We start from the raw sequence: 19,590 nt of genomic DNA, 5'->3' as shown, positions 1-19,590 counted from the left end.
ATTGTTACAGATAGGTAAACTTTTTATACTAAATGTGAATAAATAAAAATATAGCTGTAATTTATAGCTTGATGTATTAAAAGAATCTTGTGAAATGTATAAGGGGTGACTAAATCGCGCATTCAGGAGATGGGCGCGCTATTTTCAATGTGACTTGCGTAACTTTGATGTTTTTTGGTTAAATCAGCAATAAAGTTTTTTTAATACGCGGTTGTATTAAGTTCCATATCGGCTATTAGTTCAAAATTAACGTTTGAAAGTGAAAGAGGAGCGACTGTAAGCGTGGCTGATAAAAAGGGTTCTTTATCCGCGTTGGCGGTATTGCTAATATTGAGTGCTAGTGTACCAGTAGCTACTACTACTCAAATTTCTCCTACTGTTGCTCAATCTTCGACACAGGGAACTTTCCCATTGCCGAAAACGGTTAAAGACGGAACAGTGGTAAGAATTAACGGTTCGAGCAGCATGATGAAAATTAATGATGCTCTGGCGAAGAATTTTAAAAGTCAGTTTCCTAAGACCGAAGTCAAGACTGCCTACAATGGAACTGATGCAGCTTTGAAAGCAGTTTTAGATGGTAAAGCTGATTTAGGATCTATTGGTCGTCCGCTAACTGATGCGGAAAAAGCGAAGGGTTTGGTTGCTGTACCTGTGGCACGTAATAAAATAGCCACGTTTGTCAGTAAAGATAATCCACTGAAAGCGAGTATTACAATTAACCAGTTTGCTCAAATTTTTCGGGGGCAAGCAACTGACTTGTCCCAACTCAAATTAGGTAAAGGAAAAATTCGCTTGGTTGACCGTCCGGAAACTAGCGATACTCGAAAAGCATTTCAAAATTATCCAGTATTTAAGAACGCACCGCTCACAGCTGGCGCCAATGCGGTAACGGTAAAAGAAGATAGTACTGCTGCTGTAATTAAAGCATTGGGTAAAGATGGTATTGGGTATGCAATTGCCGACCAAGTTGTGAAAAATTCCAACGTGCGAATCGTGCCAATGCACAATGTTTTACCAACTGACCCACGCTATCCTTTCTCACAACCTTTAGCATATGTATACAAAGGCGAAAAACCAACGTCCGCAGTACAAGCGTTTTTAGGTTTCGCAACAGCAAGTCAAAATCAAAAAGTTGTCGAGCAAGCGAGAGCAGCTACTGTAGTTGCTCCCCAAAATGCACCAGCACCAAAAGAGACTGCGGCAACTTCCAACAAAGCAAATACAAATAAACAAAATACGACTGTTGCTAATGCACCCGGCGCCGTTACAGAACCAACACCCGTATCATCAGATAAAGATTTCCTTTGGTTATTACCACTTATAGGAATACTTGGAGGTGGACTTTGGTGGTTAACGAGAAAACCTGATAGTACACCTAATAGCACATTTGTAAATACTGTTGCACCTGTTACGCCTGTTACACCTGTGGCGCCTGTTACACCTGTGGCGAAACTAGGTGAAAGTCGGATGATTTTAACACCGCGTAATACTCAAAGCGCATATGCATATTGGGAAATTCCTCATGATGTCCAAGAAGATTTGCGACGACAAGGTAGACGTGGTTTAAAAATGCGTTTATACGATGTTACTAATACCGATACTGATTTACATCCTGCCACACTCGTCCACGAATTGAATTGTGTAGAACGCGAACCAGATTTACACGTTCCCATTCCAGCAGCAAACCGTGACTATTATGCTGAAATTGGTTATCCCACAACTGATGATGGCTGGTATAAAGTTGCTAGTTCTCCACACGTTCGTGTCGCAGCAGATATGGAAGCTCCAGTGGCGCCAACCGCCGAACAGTTACAAGCAGCATCGCTATGGGGTAATGATGATCAAAATGATGGTGTACCAGAAAAAGCTGGTAATGGGGTAATGGGTTTAGCTGGCGCCGCAGCTTCAGGAGTAGGACTATTAAGTCTACTCAATATAAATCGTCAGTCGCAAACTGAAATTCAAAAGCCTTGTAATGCTGCAAGTGCTGTAGATATTTTAGATACAGTAAATCCTTACGAGGATACAAATTCCATAACAAATTCCACAAATGTGGACAACGTTCAAGTCATTCTTGTACAGCGCACCAAAGACGAAGCTTATGCTTACTGGGAAATACCAGCCGAGCGCAAAGCAGATTTTATCACACTTGGTGGACGTAAACTTGGACTTCGCCTTTACGATGTTACAGACGTAGTAAATAATACAGATGTAGCCGATATTAATTTAAATGGAATTGAGCCAGTAACACAGTACGAATGTGGTTCAAACAACGATTTGCATATTCATATTCCACAAAGCAACCGTGATTATGTCGCACAGCTTGGTTATATTCGAGACGATGGTAGCTGGCTAAAAGTCAAAACATCGGAGCCTGTAAGAATATCATCTTTGCCGCCAGTTTTCGAGTCGGATACTAATGATACAAGCGATATAAGTGAAGGCGCCGTTGTTGAAACATCACGGAGAGAAGACAAAGTAGAAAATGGCACTAATATAATTAGTACAACTTTTATTACCCCTGATAAATCATCTACAGGAAACATTGTAGAAAATGGAACTAATGGGACTAATGGGGCTAATGGTACGAATGGTACTAAGACTACTTTGAGTTGGTTCGATAGAGCAGCACAAATAGGTAGTGCAGTTGCGGGTGCGGGTGCAGTTGCCGTAGGAAGCGTGACTAAAGCTTTCGACACCAATGGTAGCAAAGAAACCAAAGATAAAAAAGATACCAACGCTACTCAAGAAACTACAGACACCAACGAAACTTCATACACGTTTGGTAATGGTAACAGGCGCCTAACATTAGCAGCCAAAACATGTCAAATAATACTTGTGCCACGTAACTCTCAAAATGCTTATGCATATTGGGAAATCTCACCCGATTATAAACAAGCTGCACGTGACCAAGGTGGACGTAGATTTATGTTACGAGTCCACGACTCAACAAACTTAGATATCGACTATCAACAACCGCACGCAACCCAGGAATACGTTTGCGACGAAAACGATTTTGATAAGCACATCAATATTCCTGTTAGTAACCGCGACTACATTGCTGAAGTTGGCTACTACACCCCAGAAAACCGTTGGATACGTATTATCCGGTCTTTCCACGTTCGCGTAAAAGCAAATTAAGTAGTTTTTAATCAGGAGATAACCATGAGTATGTTCTTTGATGTTTTGAGTGCAATTAATAATCCAGACTCCTCAGCAAATGTGCCGCAACTTGCTTCAATAATGAACTCAGTTCAAAGTTTGACAACCAACCGTGGAATGCAGCCGAACCAAGTGCAAAGCATGGTATCAATAGTTGGTAACATGATTCGTCCGGTTCTCAAACAGCAGCAAACAACAATTGGTACTGGTCGCTTAGAAAATTTAATTAGTCAAGTAGTGGCCAGTGGCGCCTCTGGTAGTTCATTAACTTCACTACTGTCACCGCAGTTAATGCAGCAAATTAGCGAAACGGTTACAAAGCAAACTGGTATGAGTCCCAACCTCGTACAGTCAGCTTTACCAACAGTAGTTTCTGCCGTATTGGGAATGCTGCAAATGGGCGCCCCACAAACAGGCGCCTGGGGTAATTCAAACCCCCTACTAAACTCATTCCTCGACAGCGATGGAGATGGGGACACTGATTTGGGTGATGTCATGAAATTCGCAAATCGTTTCCTCAATCCAAACGTGGCGTAAATGTATGGGCGGGTTTACAATATCCTGGTAGTCGGGCGGGTTTACAATATCCTGGTAGGGAATCAAATATTTTGGTTAACCCGCCCTACAATTTTTTTTTCTTAAACCCCTTGTAATTTCTGTCCACTGTGCTAATATAAATTGTCGTAGATGACTTGGGTCGATGTCCGAGTGGTTAATGGAGACGGACTGTAAATCCGTTGCGAAAGCTACGCTGGTTCAAATCCAGCTCGGCCCATCTTCTACGTAGAGACGCGATTAATCGCGTCTCTACAAAATGTACGACATTACGTTTATGAATATACGCCCATGTAGCTCAGTGGTAGAGCACACCCTTGGTAAGGGTGAGGTCACGAGTTCAATCCCCGTCATGGGCTTACTAAACAAGGTTCCCCAAAATATATAGGGAACCTTGTTTTATTAGTATTTTTAACCTTATTGGCTATGAGCATAAGGAATAATAATATCAGGATAACCAGGATACACAACAATAAACCGTTCGATACCGATATCCAAGTTTGACAGTGCCGAAGCTTCCTTGAATATGGCTCTTCTTGTATCTGGGTTGACACAACGCATGTACAAAGTGTTATACTTTGGGTCAAATTTAAGTTGACAAATTCCCCACCACGGAAATTTGTGAGTAAGGAATTGAGAAATTATTAACAACGGACTCATTACCTCAGCATCTCCTAGCTGACCTCAAGTATTAACGTTCCAATATTTGCTTTCAAGATTCAGAAGAAACACTTAACAATATGTTACATCATTTTTCCAAATCTTTGTTACATAATGGCTGACGCTTGTATCTAGAGTTGTGTTTTTTTAAATTTAGAGACTTTATATATTTGTCTCAGATATATTAAGTAATTTATACTTACAATCAGAATCGCATTAATTCCGCAATTCATACTTTAGTTTTAAGATTTTTTTTAGATATTGGCATCTACCATAAGTAGTTAGAGATAGTACAGTTTATGCTCCGACTAATTATACAGTTAGGTGTATGTGTAATTTGTAAAGTCGTGCCAAGCATGTTTTTAGAGAAATTACTTAAAATTCACACTGATGTCATAACTACTTCATATAAAATTTAGTATAATTGCAGTAATGCAAACATTGAGTTTGCTCCTCACACCACACCCCCTGCTTCCTTGTCTTTAGATGAGGGAGCTTTTTATTTGACCGACAGGCGCCTTCATAATACTATATGGCAGTTGTGCATCTGTCCATCGATATAAGTGGTTGGAGAACGGTAATTGTGCAGTTTTCGGGCTTCGGTGAAGACGAGCATTAGGGACATTTGAATAAACTGCCTATATGAATATACCAGAGGGTATTAGATAGCGTAGCTTGGATATATAAGAATAAAAAATTAGTGAGTGAGAAACAGCGCTATGGTATCAATGTTGCAGTCGAAGCCCTCTCAAGCAAGCGAATATCAACAACCTTTACCTGAATTAACAGAAGCGACAATAAAGCGTGCAGGTGAGGGTGTAGCATATGCGCGTTGTGCAAAAAGCAACAAGATGATAGAACAAGCGCTGTCATCACAAGAAAATGCAATCTTCACAGGTCGAGAAAATCGTATCAGTGGAAAAATTCGCCGTGCAGTGTTGCGTGGGTTAATCCATACATTATTTAAGGTCAAAGTTGAAAACCCCGAAAGAATACCCAATACTCCAGTACTGTTTGCAGCTAATCACCTCAACCACATCGACCCGTTTCTGTTGTTATCAGAATTACCAGCAAAGCCATACTTTCATATCTTAGGTGATGCGCGCACACTATATAACAGTGTATGGAAAAGATTATTACTGCACTTTGCTAAGGGAGTAATTCCATTAGATAGATTATGGAAAGAAGAAATAGCAGTAATAGAAGCAGCAAAAAACGGACGTGAAGACTTAGTTGCTCTAGCTGCGGACATTGAAAAATATGTACCCAAGGGTAATTCTATCGAGTCAATGCGAAGACTAGACCGCATCGTTTGCGGTATTTTCGCACGTAACGAAAGCATCATGCTATTTCCCGAAGGTAAACTAGGTGCCGTCGAAAGTCAATTATTACCCCTAAAAAGAGGCGCCGTAATTTATGCACTACGTTCAGGTGTACCAATTGTACCCATAGCATTGATAGGAACGAAAGACCTATTTTTCCGCAAACAGCTAACAGTCAGAATTGGCGAACCAATAATATTACCTCAATGTACCCGTCCCAAATCACAGCAAATACAAACAGTCATCGACGAATTACAATACAACATGCAAAACTTACTACCTAAAAATTACCAAGAACCTTCATGCGCCAAACTTTTTCGTAACTTCCTAAATCATTTATTTTGGTAACACATCTTGTAGAATGCTCTTGTGGAATGGGCATCCCTGCCCGTTCCATATCTAAGGATTACAATACATACATTGACCAGGGTCAGCAAACTCGGCGCCATCAGGATACAACTTATCTTCTTTATAACTGCACTTTTTACACTGGTAAATAACAGATTTGGTTAAAAGTGTTGGTGCATAGCATAACTCACAAGGTAAACCCTGAATTCGTTGAGTAATATCAAAACCAGGCGCCGAACATTGAGGGCAACAGCTATTTATTTTACTAATTAAATTACGAGTAGCTTTCTCAATATTCTTCATTCGCGTCGGGTTGTACATTGCGCGCATATCGGTTTCAATATGTGCTTTTCTGGTTGTAGAATGATTGAATACAAAATTCACAGCTTCTGTCAACTTATCTAATGTATTAATACCCTTAAATACTTCACTACTATTTTTAGGGTTTTCATCAAACATCACAATTAAGCCATGTTCAGGAAAACCAACTTTACTGGCAAATTCAAAAGCTTCATCAACAGTACTAATAATTTTAGAGCCATGATTAGTATCGATTGATAACTCTTCGCCAATAATTTCTAAATCATGAGTTTTATCAATAAAAATAACTATTTCGCGGTTGCTAGAAATATAAGGTAAGCTAGGATGCGGCGCAAAACTTCCTTCACTTGCTACAGCTATTGTTTCACCTGTAATTTCTAATACTTTCTCTGCTTTTATACGAGCAGCTTCTATTTGCGTGCCTGGTCGTTTAATTTCACGAGTAAAAGTACCGAATGTATCGGTATTAAAATTAGCTGGCACTATGACTTTTAAGCCTAAGTCCTCTAAAATAGGCGCCATGACTTGCTCTTTTTGGTGCATGGTTGCTAGTACAGCTATGCGGTTGGTAAATAATGATTGTATTAGCATTTTTACTTATATTTCTCTGCGCTAAGAGTGCCTCTGTGGTAAAAAAATCTTTTCTCTTACCACTCCAGACGCTCTTGACACAGAGGTAAGAATTAGATAGTAGAAAGAAAAGGGATATTATCAGCAACTGTATCATTAACAATAATACCTTGTTGCTTTGCCCAATATTGACTTAAAAAGTGAATTTGTCGTAAACCCACAACTAAATTTAAACCTGGTATAAATATCCACCAAACAACTAACGGTTCTTTCATGCCAGCTTCACGGTATAACTCATTTACATCTTGATATAAGCGAAACTGCACAATATATATCCAAGCAATGCCCAGAAAAGAAAACCAACCAAACCATCCTGGTACATCTGGGTCAAATATACGTAATAATTGAGGCACTGCTACACCTAAAACAAACGGCGCCATACAAAGCGTACCCGACCAACCGTTACCTTTATAATTACGCAGTTCTTCTTGAATAATCCATTTGTACCAACCGTAGTACAACATCAACGTAACTACAGATAATGATATTACTTTCCACAAAGGACGAGGTGTCCCTAAAGGCTTGTCGGACATACTTAGCCAGAGATGTCAAAATTAAGGTTTACATTTCTTAATGTATGACATTTTGAGAGTAAAGAGTGCTGAGTGCTGAGTTCTGAGTTAAGAACTATAAATTATTACTCAGCACTCAGCACTCATAACTTTTAACTTTGTTTAGGCTTGTAGTTGTTGGGTACTAGCGACTTGAGCTAATTCTTTTTCTTTATCAAGGCGCCGTTTACGAGCGTAAAGTTGGATAGTAACAGCCATGAGGACAACTAGTCCAAAAATTACCCAGACGGTTGTATCTGTGGGTAGGCTGTTTTTGAACACTGCAAGTAATACAATAGCAACTAGTAAAAGCGTAGGCGCCTCATTTAGCGCACGCATTTGTTTACTCGTCCACTTACAAGTACCCGCTTCTAGTTGCTTCATTAAGCGTTTGCAGTAATGGTGATAGCCTAATAACACAACAACAAAACCAAGTTTGACGTGTAACCAAGTTTGGTGTAACCAGTCAGGTTGAGAAACCAGTAACCCAACTGCACAAGCGACAGTCACCAACATTCCAGGAGTCGTAATGATATTGTAGAGACGCTTCTCCATGATTTGATACTGTTTTTGAAGTATCGTTTTTGCTGGTTCTGGTTCTTGTTCAGCCTCAATATGATAAATGAACAAGCGTACTAAGTAAAATAACCCAGCGAACCAAACGACGACACCAATAATGTGAAATGCTTTAAACCAGGAATAAGCCATTGAATCGTAACCTGCCTTTGTTAATTCGCTCGTACATGAGCCGCATATTCTATAAATAACAGGTTACACAAAAACATCCCCCACAATCATTGCTTTTTAAGCTCCTCACCAATAAATCCACCATACTCCATCTACGCAAACCCCATGACCTTGAAGGGTGACTCGTGCATCGCTTTGTTGTACAGTGCTAGTTGGTGCAATTTGGTGCATTGTATGTCCAGAATGCATTACTATTTCTCCAACTTTGTAAGGATGATAGTTTTGACTACGAAATCGAGGAATTAAATCCCAATCGAGTTGGTTATGTTGTCGAATATCTAAGTACTCCATATAATTAATATCGCAAAGATTCAAACCTCCACCGCTAGCTGGTAGCTGAATTGGTAGGGTAAAAGATAGACTTTGGCTAAAGTCGATATTTTCTGGTTTATTCCAAGTTAAATATTGATACTGTAAATCAAAGTGCATTGAAGCTACAGGTAAGGTGGGAATAGCACTAGATAACCAAATGTGAAATCCTGGGTATGCTGCATCTTCTCGATATTTAACTTCGGCGCCGAGTGTAATTTCAAGATATTCTTGAACTAAATTATAGAGCCAACCGAAATGTTGACGCAAGATAGGATTATAACGGCTAGCTTTTTGAAAATAAGTATCTTGAGTATCTTTATATTCACCGCAGTCTAAATAGCTAGCAGCTCCCAAAGTAGCAAATATATTATCGGAACTACCGCGTACAAGCCAATGTTCTCTTAGAGAGTTAATATCTGAATATATACTGGCGCCTTGTTGTGCAGTAATTAATTGGTTTGGATTTGATATAGAAGTTGTTGGTATTAATTTAGTTTTTGGAGTGAGATAATCTATAATTAAATCAGTAATTTGACCTTCACAACGACGGTCATAACCATCAAAACCAGGCATAGGGTTAGCTTCTAAGCACCAATATTCACCTTCGGGAGTAAGTTTAAAATCCCAACCTGCAAAAACCAAACCAAAAGCTTTTGTTGCTTTAATAATTTGTCTTGCTAAATCTGAAGGAATTTGATGATTAGGAAAATGTTCGGCTAATTGGTAATCGAGTCTATAATCAACGGTAGGACATTGAATAAGTTCGGCTTGATAATTATCGTCCACTACATGAACTCGCACATCCGAACCGAGGATAAATTTTTGTAGGTGAACGGGCCCTTGACTGGGATGGAAATTGCTAAATTCTTCTTGTTTGACAATGCGACTATTTGCGCGTATTCCAGAAATTGGTTTTACTATTGCTTGTTGCGAACTTACAAATTCTGCTAATTTTATTGGATTAGAGCTAGTTATACTCGGAGCTACTTTAAGTCCGTAATATTGTAATGATAATTCATGTAGAGGCTTACTGCTATTATCACCACGGCAATTAGGACGGTTAATAACTTTTCCAGGAATTTGTTCTAACCAAGCTGTTAGAGCTACAACTAAACCCTGCCATCGGTGGGCAAGTAATATATCTGACTGTACAGAAGCAAGGTTGATGATTCGACAATAATATCCTGCATTTGGGTCAAGGTGGTAGGTAGTGGCGCCGCTTCTAATCCAACTATTACCATCTACAGGTAATTGTATCGACCAATCCCCCTCAGTAATCACTTCGCGTAAGTTAATTACTTCTAGCTCAAGTCCTTTACTAGCAGCTAGTTTAACGAAATAACAAAAAGTGCGGTCACTATCTAGACCGATTACATAGATTTTTGGCATAGTACCTCGTATAAGCTATCTGCAAGTTCTGACCAAACTAATTCGACTTGTTCCCAAGTAGGGAAACTTTCTACCCGTGCTATCGCTGCTTTCTCTAAATTTGGCTCAATACTCCAAATCACCACACCAAAATTTAAATCTAACTTTCGCAATAGACTAATACTGCGGTCTTCTAAATTTAAATGTTCTAAAGGTACTTGAGTCGAACGCCAAGCTTTGTTTGCCAAGACAACAACAACCTCATAGTCGGCGCCTGATAAAGTAGAACGATAACGATAGGGGCCACTTCCAGGTAGAACTTCACCAGCTACAGCACTTTCATAAGTTCCCAAATCTTGAACGTACCATTGTTGTTCGGGTACAAATGAAAAAGATTGCTTTTGATAGCAAGTAAATATCTCTTGGGTATCGGGAGTTAAATCAGCACGAACTTGAGTCAACACACTAGAACTTGCAATTTGTCCCCACATATTGCGAGGTGTAGGACGATTTAACATCGGCGCCTGACTAGCAGTTGCAACAGCCCAAAGAGTTGATAAAGCTTCCTCGTACTGAAAAGTGTCATCGAAATTTTTCCGCATTAAAGGCGGGGAAACAGTACGAATAATCATCGGTAAATCGGGACTAACGCTAACTTTGCCATTGATTATTTCTAATGTGAATAATTGAGATGCTGATAAAACATCTAAAATCGCTACATTTTTATTCAAAGCAGTAAAAAAATAGACGATAGCTTGCGCTAATTTATCTTCCGCTTCACCGACAATTAATAAGTCCATTTCCCGCCTCTTTTATGTAATCTTCCCCATGTCATGCTGAACGCAGTGAAGCATCTCTATATATTCTCAATTTATTAAAATCCCCCCAACCCCCCTTAATAAGGGGGGCTAAAATTCTTATAAATTCCCCCGAATTCACGGGAGATTTAGGGGGATTGATTTTAGATAAACACCTTAACCGAGTAGTATTGCAATTGGTATCTGATTTAACTTTTAAAACATGCTCTTAGAAAATTGGTTGTTTGCTCTTTAAAAGTTGACCAGGAAGTTGATTGCGAATATTTCCTCTAATAACTGGATTAATCCTTTCATCTCCAGGTCTGTAAATACCTCCACAGTTACCGCTTTCACAAGATTCTTTACCATCTTTCGATTCTTTTTTCTTGTCGTCGCTGGCTTCTTTTCCAGTACCACCATCTTGTCCATTAATTTTAATAGGATTAACTTGCTGTAGCCCTCCTAATGAATCGTAACGCTGATTTATATCTATAAATGGAGCATTATGCTTCATTACTTGACTAGGAACTTCTGCTTTTACAGGGTTTACATTAGCTACTAAAACAGCAGGAATAGTTAAACCCAAAAGGAAAAGAAATTGACCTTTAAAGTGAGACAATTGAATTTTCATGATATTTAAGGTTTGTTGATGTTGATAATAAAGGTTTTGAGCCATACCTTGGCGCCAACCCTCATTGCTTTCTAAACCTTGATATGTCTGGTGAGGATACTTTATGCAAATTAGAAACCGGGTTTTTTTGTTACATATTGTAATAAAAACGACAACTTTGCATAGAAACCCGGTTTCTTTGGGTCTTAATAATGTTTAATTGCGTACTCTTCAACTTTCGCTGGAATATCCTTCCAGTTACTTAACCCTAATTTGAATACTAGAGTGCGAACTTGTTGCCGTAGCTGTTTACGTAGTTGCTCTTTTAACTGCCACCCAGACGGCGCCTCACTGGTATAAAGTGCATCAATAGCTTGTGCGGTAGCTTCGAGTTGAATATTATCTTCGTTTTGAAATGCTTCTAATATTTTGAGAATGCCGTAAGCTTTTTGATTTAAGCTTGTATTGGTATGGGCGCCAAGAGAGGCTTGCATATCACGAATAATTTGTTCGTATTTTTTAAGAGTTTCGGCGCCTTGAATTTGTCCTTGTTCAAACTGATTTAATACTTCTTTGACTCGCTTAGAGAATGTAGCATAATATAATTCATTCTCATCAAGCTTTTTCTGCATAATTTGAAGTAGTTCAGCGCTTTTACGTACTACAGCAATTTGAATATCTTTGTCATCACTAAAATCTTGCCAAAATTCTGGGTCGTTGATGTCGTGTAGCTGACATAATGTCGTTATTCCCGTGATGGTTAGATGTTCTGAGAGCATTTCTCTGATTTTGGCACTAACATCACGTCTGAGTGTTGACTCACGTTTCTCGAATGTCAGCGTTGCTAAAGGTAAAAATCCTGCAATCCATTTTAAATCATCTTTGTAGTCAAGAATAAATGGGTCGGGACTAAGAGCATCGTAAGCTTTTATAAAATCTTTGGCTAGGCGCCGGAGAGTATACCATTTTTCCTCATTGCCTAAATTTTGAATGAGGGTGTCATATGAAACACGAATGTTTTCTGTTTTGGCAGGTATACGTTTGGTTTGATAAGCTCCTTTTTTCTCACCTACACCTACAAATAACCTGAAATAATCTACTCAAAACTGGTATATTCAGTAGTTTTCCAGTGCCGGAGGTTAGCCGTGTCGGTGAAACCTCCTTCGGATCGAAACCTTGCTTCAAGCTGTTTCTACAGTTGTAGAAATTGCAGTAACTTTTCCCCTCCTACGTTTAGTTTTTTTAGGACTAGCCGCAGTCAAGGAATCCAATAGGAACCGCAATACGGTATCAGGTTGAAACAATCGGGGTCTACGGATAGAATAAATTTTTAACCAGTATGAAATTTTACCCCATCCTCCCCCAAAGCCTCCATCCTTTGAATCCTCTGGTGCAAAAAATGGAGAAAGCGTTTTTAACCACAAGTGGGGGATATACTCTTTGAAACCCAAAGCCCTACGTGCTATGACCATTGCCGCAGCCGAAGCGCTGTTTAAACCATATTTCGTCATATACTTGACCATTCCAATTACACTGGTCATATATGGACTAACAAATTTGACTTCTATTCCATATTTTTCGGCTCTTACAACTAAAAAACTACGAAATTTGTCATAGATAAAATTTGAAAGCATTCTGTTATATTGCTTTGAACCACTATGACGTAGTTGAGCTTTCTTAAGTGAGAAATCTAAATTTTCGCAGGCGATAGGACATTGATAGATCGATGCTAATCTAACTATTTCGCAAACAATATCTCTGAGAACAGCAACATTTTGCCCAGTTGTACCTGTTGGTATTGAAAAACTTAAAATTATCTGCTTACCCGATGTCCGTAAAGGATTACCATCGCGTTTTATATAAATAATGTCAATAGTTTCTGCATTTAAATCAATGCCAATACAACCATTTTTCAAGCTACTGATTCTTGGCACATCTTGTACATAAGTTGTCAGGTGGATGTACCATTGGTCGGATTTATGCTCGCGCCTAAAGCACTGGACTGTAACTGGTTTATTCGATTCTAAAGCATATAATAAGTCGTGTTTGCGTTGCCCAGTGACTTCAAATGTTAAGTAAACATATTGACCATAATCTTCTCTTAAGAAGCCAGGTACAGAAAAACGAACGGTAAAGTTATCATCACCCTGATAAAATATTCCCGCAACTCGGTTATTACCAGGTGTTGTTCCTTTGCCAACGGAATAAAAATTGCCACTACGATATTTGTCCCAATCTGACTTCCATTCGCCATGAGAATTATAATCATTTGCTTCTAAATGGTGCTGGGCATTAAATAATTTTGCTCCTCCAAAACAGACATGCAACCTTTTTTGTGATAACAATCTATCTTTTTCAGATTGCTTACGTATTAGCCTAGATGTTTTAGACTCGAGTCCCAATAATTTCTTCTCAAATCCCTTTAAATTTTTACGAGTCGGATTTTTTAATCTATTCTCTAAATCTTCAATCCCTTCGGATACAGCTTTCCACCCACTTTCTATATCTTTAGTAAGTTCTAGTATTCGATTCTCTCTAGCTGTAACCAATTGGTCGTATGTTGACTTAGCATCAGTTGCTAAGGAATCAGCCCATGCCCATTCAATACCAAAGCGTTCTTGAAATTGTTTTTCTATTTGGTCTTCAGTTTGACCGAGTTGTAGCTGATTAACTGCGCTACGGAAGAAAGATTGATAGTAAAGACCCCAATCTTCTAAAAATGGATGAAATGGCAATTGGGCTTCTATTCCTCGTCTCAATTGAGGTATACGATTACCAGAATCATCTTTTTGACGGGAGTAGCTTCGATGTGTTAACTCAGCATACAAAGATTTCTTTTTTGCCACAGTTTCGACCTAACTAATGGATTGATGCTGATTTTTATTTTAATACAAGAATCACATTTTTATTCATACGATTTTAGTATTTTTTCTAATACAGTTTTTGATATAATCTTTAATAATTCTTAACTATATTAGAGGTATTAAGGAATCGAAACGTATTATTCTTTTCCCGCTTATGCATCAAATTGCTTGATTTTTGAGGGTTATAACAAACAGAACTTACTGTTTCTACATTGTTTTACTAGGAATTACCAGCTTTTTGGCATTCTAAAACTAATAGCAAAAGAAGTAGGAAGTGATATTTCTGCTGTTTTCAGAAATTTTGTTAATTGAGTATGAATGCTTTTTAGTTGGTTACGCTCTACTTCCAAGTCTACCAAAGCGTTTTTAATATCAGCAGTTCTGTCGGTGGAGAGGGCTGAGGTAAGATTTTTGGTGACACCGATATAATCTACAATTAGACCAAATTCTTTGTGTACACCATAAACACGGTTAGTACGCGCGATTGCTTGTAGTAAGTTATGCTCTTTTAACGGGTTATCGAGATACATGACACTTTCTCTTGGTGCGTCAAACCCTGTAAGTAGTTTATTGCAGACGATGAGAAAATGTACAGCAGGCGCCTCACCGTTTAGAACTTTGGCTTCATATTCTGTATCATCACCGGTAAACTTTCTAATTGCAGCAGTTTCTTCATTCTTATCAAGAGCATATTTTACCAAGTCTTGGCGAAGCTTATCTATATATATATCTTCGCTAGGTTTACCATCTTCTTGGTTAGATGAGTAAACTGGGATACTCATTGCATCCGCCCATGCTGTAGCTGTTTCTTTATCAAAACCTTGTTTTTGCAGGCTTTTGGTAATAATCTTATTTAATTCACGCTTGTATAAAATAATAGCTTCTCTATCGATAGCAACGATTTGTGCTTTAAACCCTTGCGGCAACCCATGAGCAGAAAAATGCGCCCAAATATCGTATGCTAAGAGTTCGATACGTTCGCGGTGTTTGACTAAATCATCGACTTTAACACCACGCGCTTTAATTTTATTAACTACCTCTTCTGGTTCATGAGCAAACCAGTTATCAAATAGAATATCAAGTTTCTTCTCATCGATTTGCCATTCAGCTTTACGACTGGTATAACGAATGGGAACAGTGGCGCCATCGGTAACGGCATCATCTATACTATAACGGTCAAGATATCCTTCATTGGGAAGGCTAAAGTTTTGGTAAGTGTCTTTATCTGTGGTTTGAATAGGTGTACCAGTAAAGCCGATAAAACAAGCATGAGGTAAAGTCTTTTCTAAATAGGCGCCTAAATCTTTTTCTTGAGTACGGTGACACTCGTCTACTAGAATAATCCAATTATGGCTATTTGCTGCTTCTCGTGCTGAACCATCAAATTTAAAGATAGTCGAAAGCAAAGTTAAGCCAACAGGGTTACTATGTATAGCTTCTTGTAGTGCATTTCCAGAATTTATATTCGTCGGGTTAGGCAGTCCGCAAGCAAGGAAAGTTTTACTAATTTGCTCATCCAAGTCAACGCGGTCAGTCAGAATTAAGATATTCGGATTTTCTAATGTGGGAGAATTTATAGTGCGATGAGTTTTGAGCTTGAGAGTAGCAAACACCATCGTGAGACTTTTACCCGAACCTTGGGTATGCCAAATTAAACCTTTACGATACTTGCGTCCTGTAGAGTCTGGTTGAAGAGGCGCCAGTACTCTCTGTACAATCTTGTTAACCGCGCGAAACTGCTGATAACGACATATCTTTTTAGTAACCTTATGTTCCCGCTTCTCAAAAACAATGAAATGCGCCAATATATCTAGAAGTTTGGAAGGTTCTAATAAGCACCAAAGCTGTTTTTCTAACTCGTTATTCAAATTTATACCTACTGGGTCATCCTTCCAACTTCCCCAGTATGCTGACGAGGCATTTGTAGCACCATACAGAACATTGGCACCGTCAGTAATAATATTAAAAGCATTGGAATAGAACAACCGAGGAATATCACGTTCATACTGTTTAATTTGTTCAAACGCTTCCCCTGTCTTATCCTTTGCTGTAAATGGCTTCTTAGCTTCAATAACAACAATGGGAATACCATTAATGAAAATAACTATATCAGGTCTGCGCGCGTTTTGAGATTTAACGTAAAACTGGTTAGTAACAGTGAAAGTATTATTTTCAGGGTTTAGAAAATCAATAAGACGAATAGTTTTCTTTGTACTCTCACCAGGGACATTACGACTATAGTTACCACGCAGTAAATTTGTCCATTGCTCATTATCAGTAACTCGCAGCATATCTTGATAAGTAGCACGCGCAGCTTCTTCGGGTACTTGGTTAATACGTTGAATAGATGTAATAAAAATATCGCGGAGAATAACTTCGTTAAGAGTATCGCGTGCTACTTGGTTTTGTTGCGGAGGTAAGTAAGTGTAACCAAAAGATGTTAAGGCGCCGATACAGGGCTTTTCAACCAAAGTATATTCGTTCGCATAGGTCATGGAGACTGTAGTATCTTTTACAACACATCATAATGTAGCAATTGTAGCACAGGCATCTTTCCTGTGCAGTAATTTTCTTTACCACAGAGGCGCAGAGGGCACAGAGGCAAGAGAAAAATCCGCGCGTTGTATCACATCATGTGTTGTATCACATCATGTGTAGAGACGCGATTAATCGCGTCTCTACGTGGATATAATTTTTTATAAATCATTAGGGATACCAGAGAAAAATGGTATTACAATAGTTATTGATACTTCTTTTTAATTCAGGAAAAATCAGAAATGCTCTCCAGCAGTTATAAAAGTATCAGCGATGTAGCCAAAGAATTTATCATCAAATATGTCAAAAAAGACTTTATTATTGAAACAGAGTTTACAATCAGCCAAACCTTCAGAGACGAACTAGAATTAACATTGAACGAATGCGTATATGATAACTCCGACATAGCTATTTGTGAGAATATAATTTACCCAGTACTAAGAGAGGTATGGAAACAGTACCGCAGTAAATTCTTATTATGGAGTCACCAAACATTAGTGTATGACGAAAAACTATGTGGTGTCCCAGACTATATATTGGCAAAACGCTCACCCCTTGGAACAGTAGTTTTTGACAAACCATATATTGTCCTTGTTGAAGCCAAGAAAGAAAGTGACTTCACTTTATGTTGGGGTCAATGTTTAGCAGAAATGATAGCAGCACAAAGGCTAAATACTGAACCAGACGTAATTCCAAATATATTTGGTATCGTTTCTAATGGCGCCATCTGGCAATTTCGCAAACTCAACTCAAATCTGTTTACCCAAAATAAAACTTTCTATACAATTCAAGAATTAGAGCGCTTGTTTGCTGCCGTTAATTACATTTTCAAAGAATGCGAACTGCAGTTAAGTAATATTAATGGGTAAGCTGCTTTGAATATGGGACGGGCAGGGATGCCCATTCCACAAGAGAAAGAGATTTAATTAAATTATTGTATAACTGCCCCTACATTGGGTCATCTCTACCAATTCCCAATTCTAGTAGCTTATTTTTTACATCTTTCCACTCAGTGCCACAATAATAATATTTTTTGTCTTTTATATCAGCTATGTAAAAGCCTTCCTTGCCATTATTAATCAACCGTAGTTGGTTAGCTACCTTCTTCATCGAAGTATCGAACGCTGAGAATAAATCTTCCTGCTCAAGCCACGGAGCGTTAAACAAATTTATAAACGGTTCACCTTTGGTAAAATGCCAAGTCTTATGGCGCCGGACAACTAACCGATAGTAAACAGGATATACTAATGTATTATTTGACATAATGTTATCTTGTGTAAAAAATGTTTATAATTTAAAATTAGGAATAGCCCCCAGAGGCAAGCTAGGGGCTATAAGGTTAATTAGTTACGGTTACTTCCCGGTTCTTCCGGTTCCTCGTCACTCATATCATCCAAGTTGTCTTGGACATCATTGGAATTTATGAGATACAACTCATCGTTCACCATGTCGCGTTTTTCCCATTGTCCGATGCATTGATATTTGATTAGTAGAAAATACTCCATGATTTTCATCACGCCATTGTTTGGCAAGTTTTGTAAAATCAGCTTCTAGCTCTATTTGCTTTATGTTAGCAGTCAATTGATTTCCTATACCCAGTTTGGCTGACAAAAGAGAGCGCTCATCCTCAGAAAGAGATAAAATAGCTTGTGCCAATGATTCAACAAGTTCAGTATTCATAAATTTTCAATTTATTTTAATGCACTTTAGTTCCATTTTACTTGTTCATATATAAATTTACATACCTATCGTTAACTAATATATAAAATCAGCCAATTCTTATTAATAAAAATATTAATTTTAAAGTTTAAAATCTGATTTTTATTTTATAATAAAATAAGTGATGTGTTGGAAGTATACATAATGAACGAGTTTAGATTTGTTGTGGGTGCAACAAGAGAGATTAGAGATGGTTTATCAACTTGGATTTCTAAAATTGATGAATATCTTAATTTATATTATCAGGGTGAAGAAATAAACGCTTTTGGTACTGATTTTTTTAAATGCATATCAAAAACGAGAGAGATTGAAAGTAACCTATTTGATCGAGACGATTCTTTTAGAGGCGTAATAGATGACCAAAACTTGTTAGCTGCTGTTTGCCTAATTCAAGAAACGTCTATTATTTTTGATGGAGAACGATTGGATTGTTTAGAGCTAGAAAGTCTGACTAATAGTCCCTGGAACACAATAGACTACCCACAAGTAGAAAAGAGGAAGGGTGCAGCAACATCACTGCTCGAAGGAATAGTACGTGAAAGCCAAGCTTCAGCATTTAGTGGTATAGTAAAATTAATGGCAATTCCAAGCGCGAGAGAGTTTTATCAAGAAATAGGGTTTATTGACACTGATGGTTCAGGAGAAATGATACTTATAGCTAATACAGCATCTATGTTTCTTCTGACTCAAGAGCAAAACAGAGAATTAAAACCTTTTGATTAATCGAGGATTATATAAACATGTCAGAAACACAAAAATATCAACCAACACCAGAACAAATAGCAAAATGGAAACGAATTCAAGAACTCGATTCAACTGCATTTGCAGGTATTTTGACAGAAGAGCAACAATGGAAAAATGTTAAAGAATTGCTTGACCCAAACTTTTTTCAAAAGAGACTTGAGGAAGTACGTGCTTACAAAGAGAAGCTTTTGAAAAAAGTTGCATCGGCTGAAGAATATGAAGAAATATTAATTGAAGCAATGGAGCGCAGAAAACGTAGAAAAGAAAATAAGTTATAGGTGCCAGTTTAGCAATGTTTGTAGAGATACTAGAGTTTTAAAGTGTCTCTACTTGACTTTATATTTA

At 38.2% G+C, this 19,590-nt stretch carries 18 protein-coding genes and 2 tRNA genes; 8 read left to right on the top strand and 12 right to left on the bottom strand.

Annotation, left to right across the window (positions count from 1 at the left end; all coding sequences use genetic code 11):
* Positions 1-282 precede the first annotated feature (282 nt).
* The 4 genes from DSM106972_RS08450 (at position 283) to DSM106972_RS08435 (ending at position 4,076) form a co-directional block, all read left to right on the top strand.
* On the top strand, positions 283-3,141 hold the full coding sequence (locus DSM106972_RS08450) for a DUF4912 domain-containing protein (RefSeq protein WP_127080275.1): 2,859 nt from the start codon (positions 283-285) through the stop codon (positions 3,139-3,141).
* Between the two features lie 24 nt (positions 3,142-3,165).
* Entirely contained in the window at positions 3,166-3,699 is a 534-nt protein-coding gene (locus DSM106972_RS08445; protein ID WP_127080274.1) for a DUF937 domain-containing protein, read from the top strand.
* A gap of 157 nt (positions 3,700-3,856) precedes the next feature.
* Positions 3,857-3,937: transfer RNA gene (locus tag DSM106972_RS08440), tRNA-Tyr, on the top strand.
* Positions 3,938-4,004: 67 nt separating this feature from the next.
* A tRNA-Thr gene (locus DSM106972_RS08435) sits at positions 4,005-4,076 on the top strand.
* Positions 4,077-4,134: 58 nt separating this feature from the next.
* Here the strand turns inward: DSM106972_RS08435 and DSM106972_RS08430 are convergent.
* Positions 4,135-4,377 (bottom strand): hypothetical protein, encoded by a 243-nt coding sequence (locus DSM106972_RS08430; protein WP_127080273.1) that lies wholly within the window; start codon positions 4,375-4,377, stop codon positions 4,135-4,137.
* A 728-nt stretch (positions 4,378-5,105) separates the two neighbouring features.
* Here DSM106972_RS08430 and DSM106972_RS08425 point away from each other — a divergent pair.
* Positions 5,106-6,047: a lysophospholipid acyltransferase family protein gene (locus tag DSM106972_RS08425; RefSeq protein ID WP_127080417.1), complete on the top strand. Its 942-nt coding sequence runs from the start codon at positions 5,106-5,108 to the stop codon at positions 6,045-6,047.
* 51 nt (positions 6,048-6,098) lie between these two features.
* Here the strand turns inward: DSM106972_RS08425 and DSM106972_RS08420 are convergent, their stop codons facing one another.
* The 9 genes from DSM106972_RS08420 to DSM106972_RS08380 all read right to left on the bottom strand — a co-directional run bounded on the left by DSM106972_RS08420 (position 6,099) and on the right by DSM106972_RS08380 (position 16,742).
* A complete protein-coding gene (locus tag DSM106972_RS08420; RefSeq protein WP_127080272.1) occupies positions 6,099-6,959 on the bottom strand; it encodes a DUF6671 family protein in 861 nt (286 codons plus the stop codon).
* 92 nt (positions 6,960-7,051) lie between these two features.
* Complete coding sequence (locus DSM106972_RS08415) at positions 7,052-7,531, bottom strand: hypothetical protein (protein WP_127080271.1); 480 nt, start codon at positions 7,529-7,531, stop codon at positions 7,052-7,054.
* 141 nt (positions 7,532-7,672) lie between these two features.
* On the bottom strand, positions 7,673-8,257 hold the full coding sequence (gene hemJ, locus DSM106972_RS08410; RefSeq protein ID WP_127080270.1) for a protoporphyrinogen oxidase HemJ: 585 nt from the start codon (positions 8,255-8,257) through the stop codon (positions 7,673-7,675).
* Between the two features lie 105 nt (positions 8,258-8,362).
* Entirely contained in the window at positions 8,363-9,997 is a 1,635-nt protein-coding gene (locus DSM106972_RS08405; RefSeq protein ID WP_127080269.1) for an ATP-grasp domain-containing protein, read from the bottom strand.
* A complete protein-coding gene (locus DSM106972_RS08400; RefSeq protein WP_127080268.1) occupies positions 9,979-10,776 on the bottom strand; it encodes a hypothetical protein in 798 nt (265 codons plus the stop codon). Before DSM106972_RS08400 ends, DSM106972_RS08405 begins: the two co-directional genes overlap by 19 nt.
* Before the next feature lie 226 nt (positions 10,777-11,002).
* A complete protein-coding gene (locus DSM106972_RS08395; protein ID WP_127080267.1) occupies positions 11,003-11,449 on the bottom strand; it encodes a hypothetical protein in 447 nt (148 codons plus the stop codon).
* Between the two features lie 140 nt (positions 11,450-11,589).
* Positions 11,590-12,399: a type I restriction enzyme endonuclease domain-containing protein gene (locus DSM106972_RS08390; RefSeq protein ID WP_475395214.1), complete on the bottom strand. Its 810-nt coding sequence runs from the start codon at positions 12,397-12,399 to the stop codon at positions 11,590-11,592.
* Between the two features lie 165 nt (positions 12,400-12,564).
* Positions 12,565-14,229, bottom strand: coding sequence for an IS200/IS605 family accessory protein TnpB-related protein (locus DSM106972_RS08385; protein WP_127080265.1), 1,665 nt, complete (start codon positions 14,227-14,229; stop codon positions 12,565-12,567).
* Positions 14,230-14,474: 245 nt separating this feature from the next.
* Positions 14,475-16,742: a type I restriction endonuclease subunit R gene (locus DSM106972_RS08380; protein WP_127080264.1), complete on the bottom strand. Its 2,268-nt coding sequence runs from the start codon at positions 16,740-16,742 to the stop codon at positions 14,475-14,477.
* Between the two features lie 282 nt (positions 16,743-17,024).
* On the opposite strand from DSM106972_RS08380, the gene DSM106972_RS08375 reads away from it, so the two are divergent.
* Positions 17,025-17,651, top strand: a complete 627-nt coding sequence (locus tag DSM106972_RS08375; RefSeq protein ID WP_127080263.1) for a hypothetical protein — start codon at positions 17,025-17,027, stop codon at positions 17,649-17,651.
* 79 nt (positions 17,652-17,730) lie between these two features.
* Here the strand turns inward: DSM106972_RS08375 and DSM106972_RS08370 are convergent, their stop codons facing one another.
* Both DSM106972_RS08370 and DSM106972_RS52135 read right to left on the bottom strand, forming a co-directional pair.
* Entirely contained in the window at positions 17,731-18,045 is a 315-nt protein-coding gene (locus tag DSM106972_RS08370; protein ID WP_170213562.1) for a hypothetical protein, read from the bottom strand.
* A gap of 171 nt (positions 18,046-18,216) precedes the next feature.
* Positions 18,217-18,462 (bottom strand): hypothetical protein, encoded by a 246-nt coding sequence (locus DSM106972_RS52135; RefSeq protein ID WP_170213557.1) that lies wholly within the window; start codon positions 18,460-18,462, stop codon positions 18,217-18,219.
* A gap of 183 nt (positions 18,463-18,645) precedes the next feature.
* On the opposite strand from DSM106972_RS52135, the gene DSM106972_RS08365 reads away from it, so the two are divergent.
* Both DSM106972_RS08365 and DSM106972_RS08360 read left to right on the top strand, forming a co-directional pair.
* On the top strand, positions 18,646-19,224 hold the full coding sequence (locus DSM106972_RS08365) for a hypothetical protein (RefSeq protein WP_127080261.1): 579 nt from the start codon (positions 18,646-18,648) through the stop codon (positions 19,222-19,224).
* A 17-nt stretch (positions 19,225-19,241) separates the two neighbouring features.
* Positions 19,242-19,523, top strand: a complete 282-nt coding sequence (locus tag DSM106972_RS08360) for a hypothetical protein (RefSeq protein WP_127080260.1) — start codon at positions 19,242-19,244, stop codon at positions 19,521-19,523.
* The last annotated feature ends 67 nt before the right edge of the window (positions 19,524-19,590 follow it).

Origin of the sequence: Dulcicalothrix desertica PCC 7102, from assembly GCF_003991905.1 — a bacterium.
GTDB classification, from domain to species: Bacteria; Cyanobacteriota; Cyanobacteriia; order Cyanobacteriales; family Nostocaceae; genus Dulcicalothrix; species Dulcicalothrix desertica.
The sequence above is the reverse complement of the archived record's forward strand: the minus strand, read 5'-3'. Positions and strand labels throughout refer to the sequence as shown.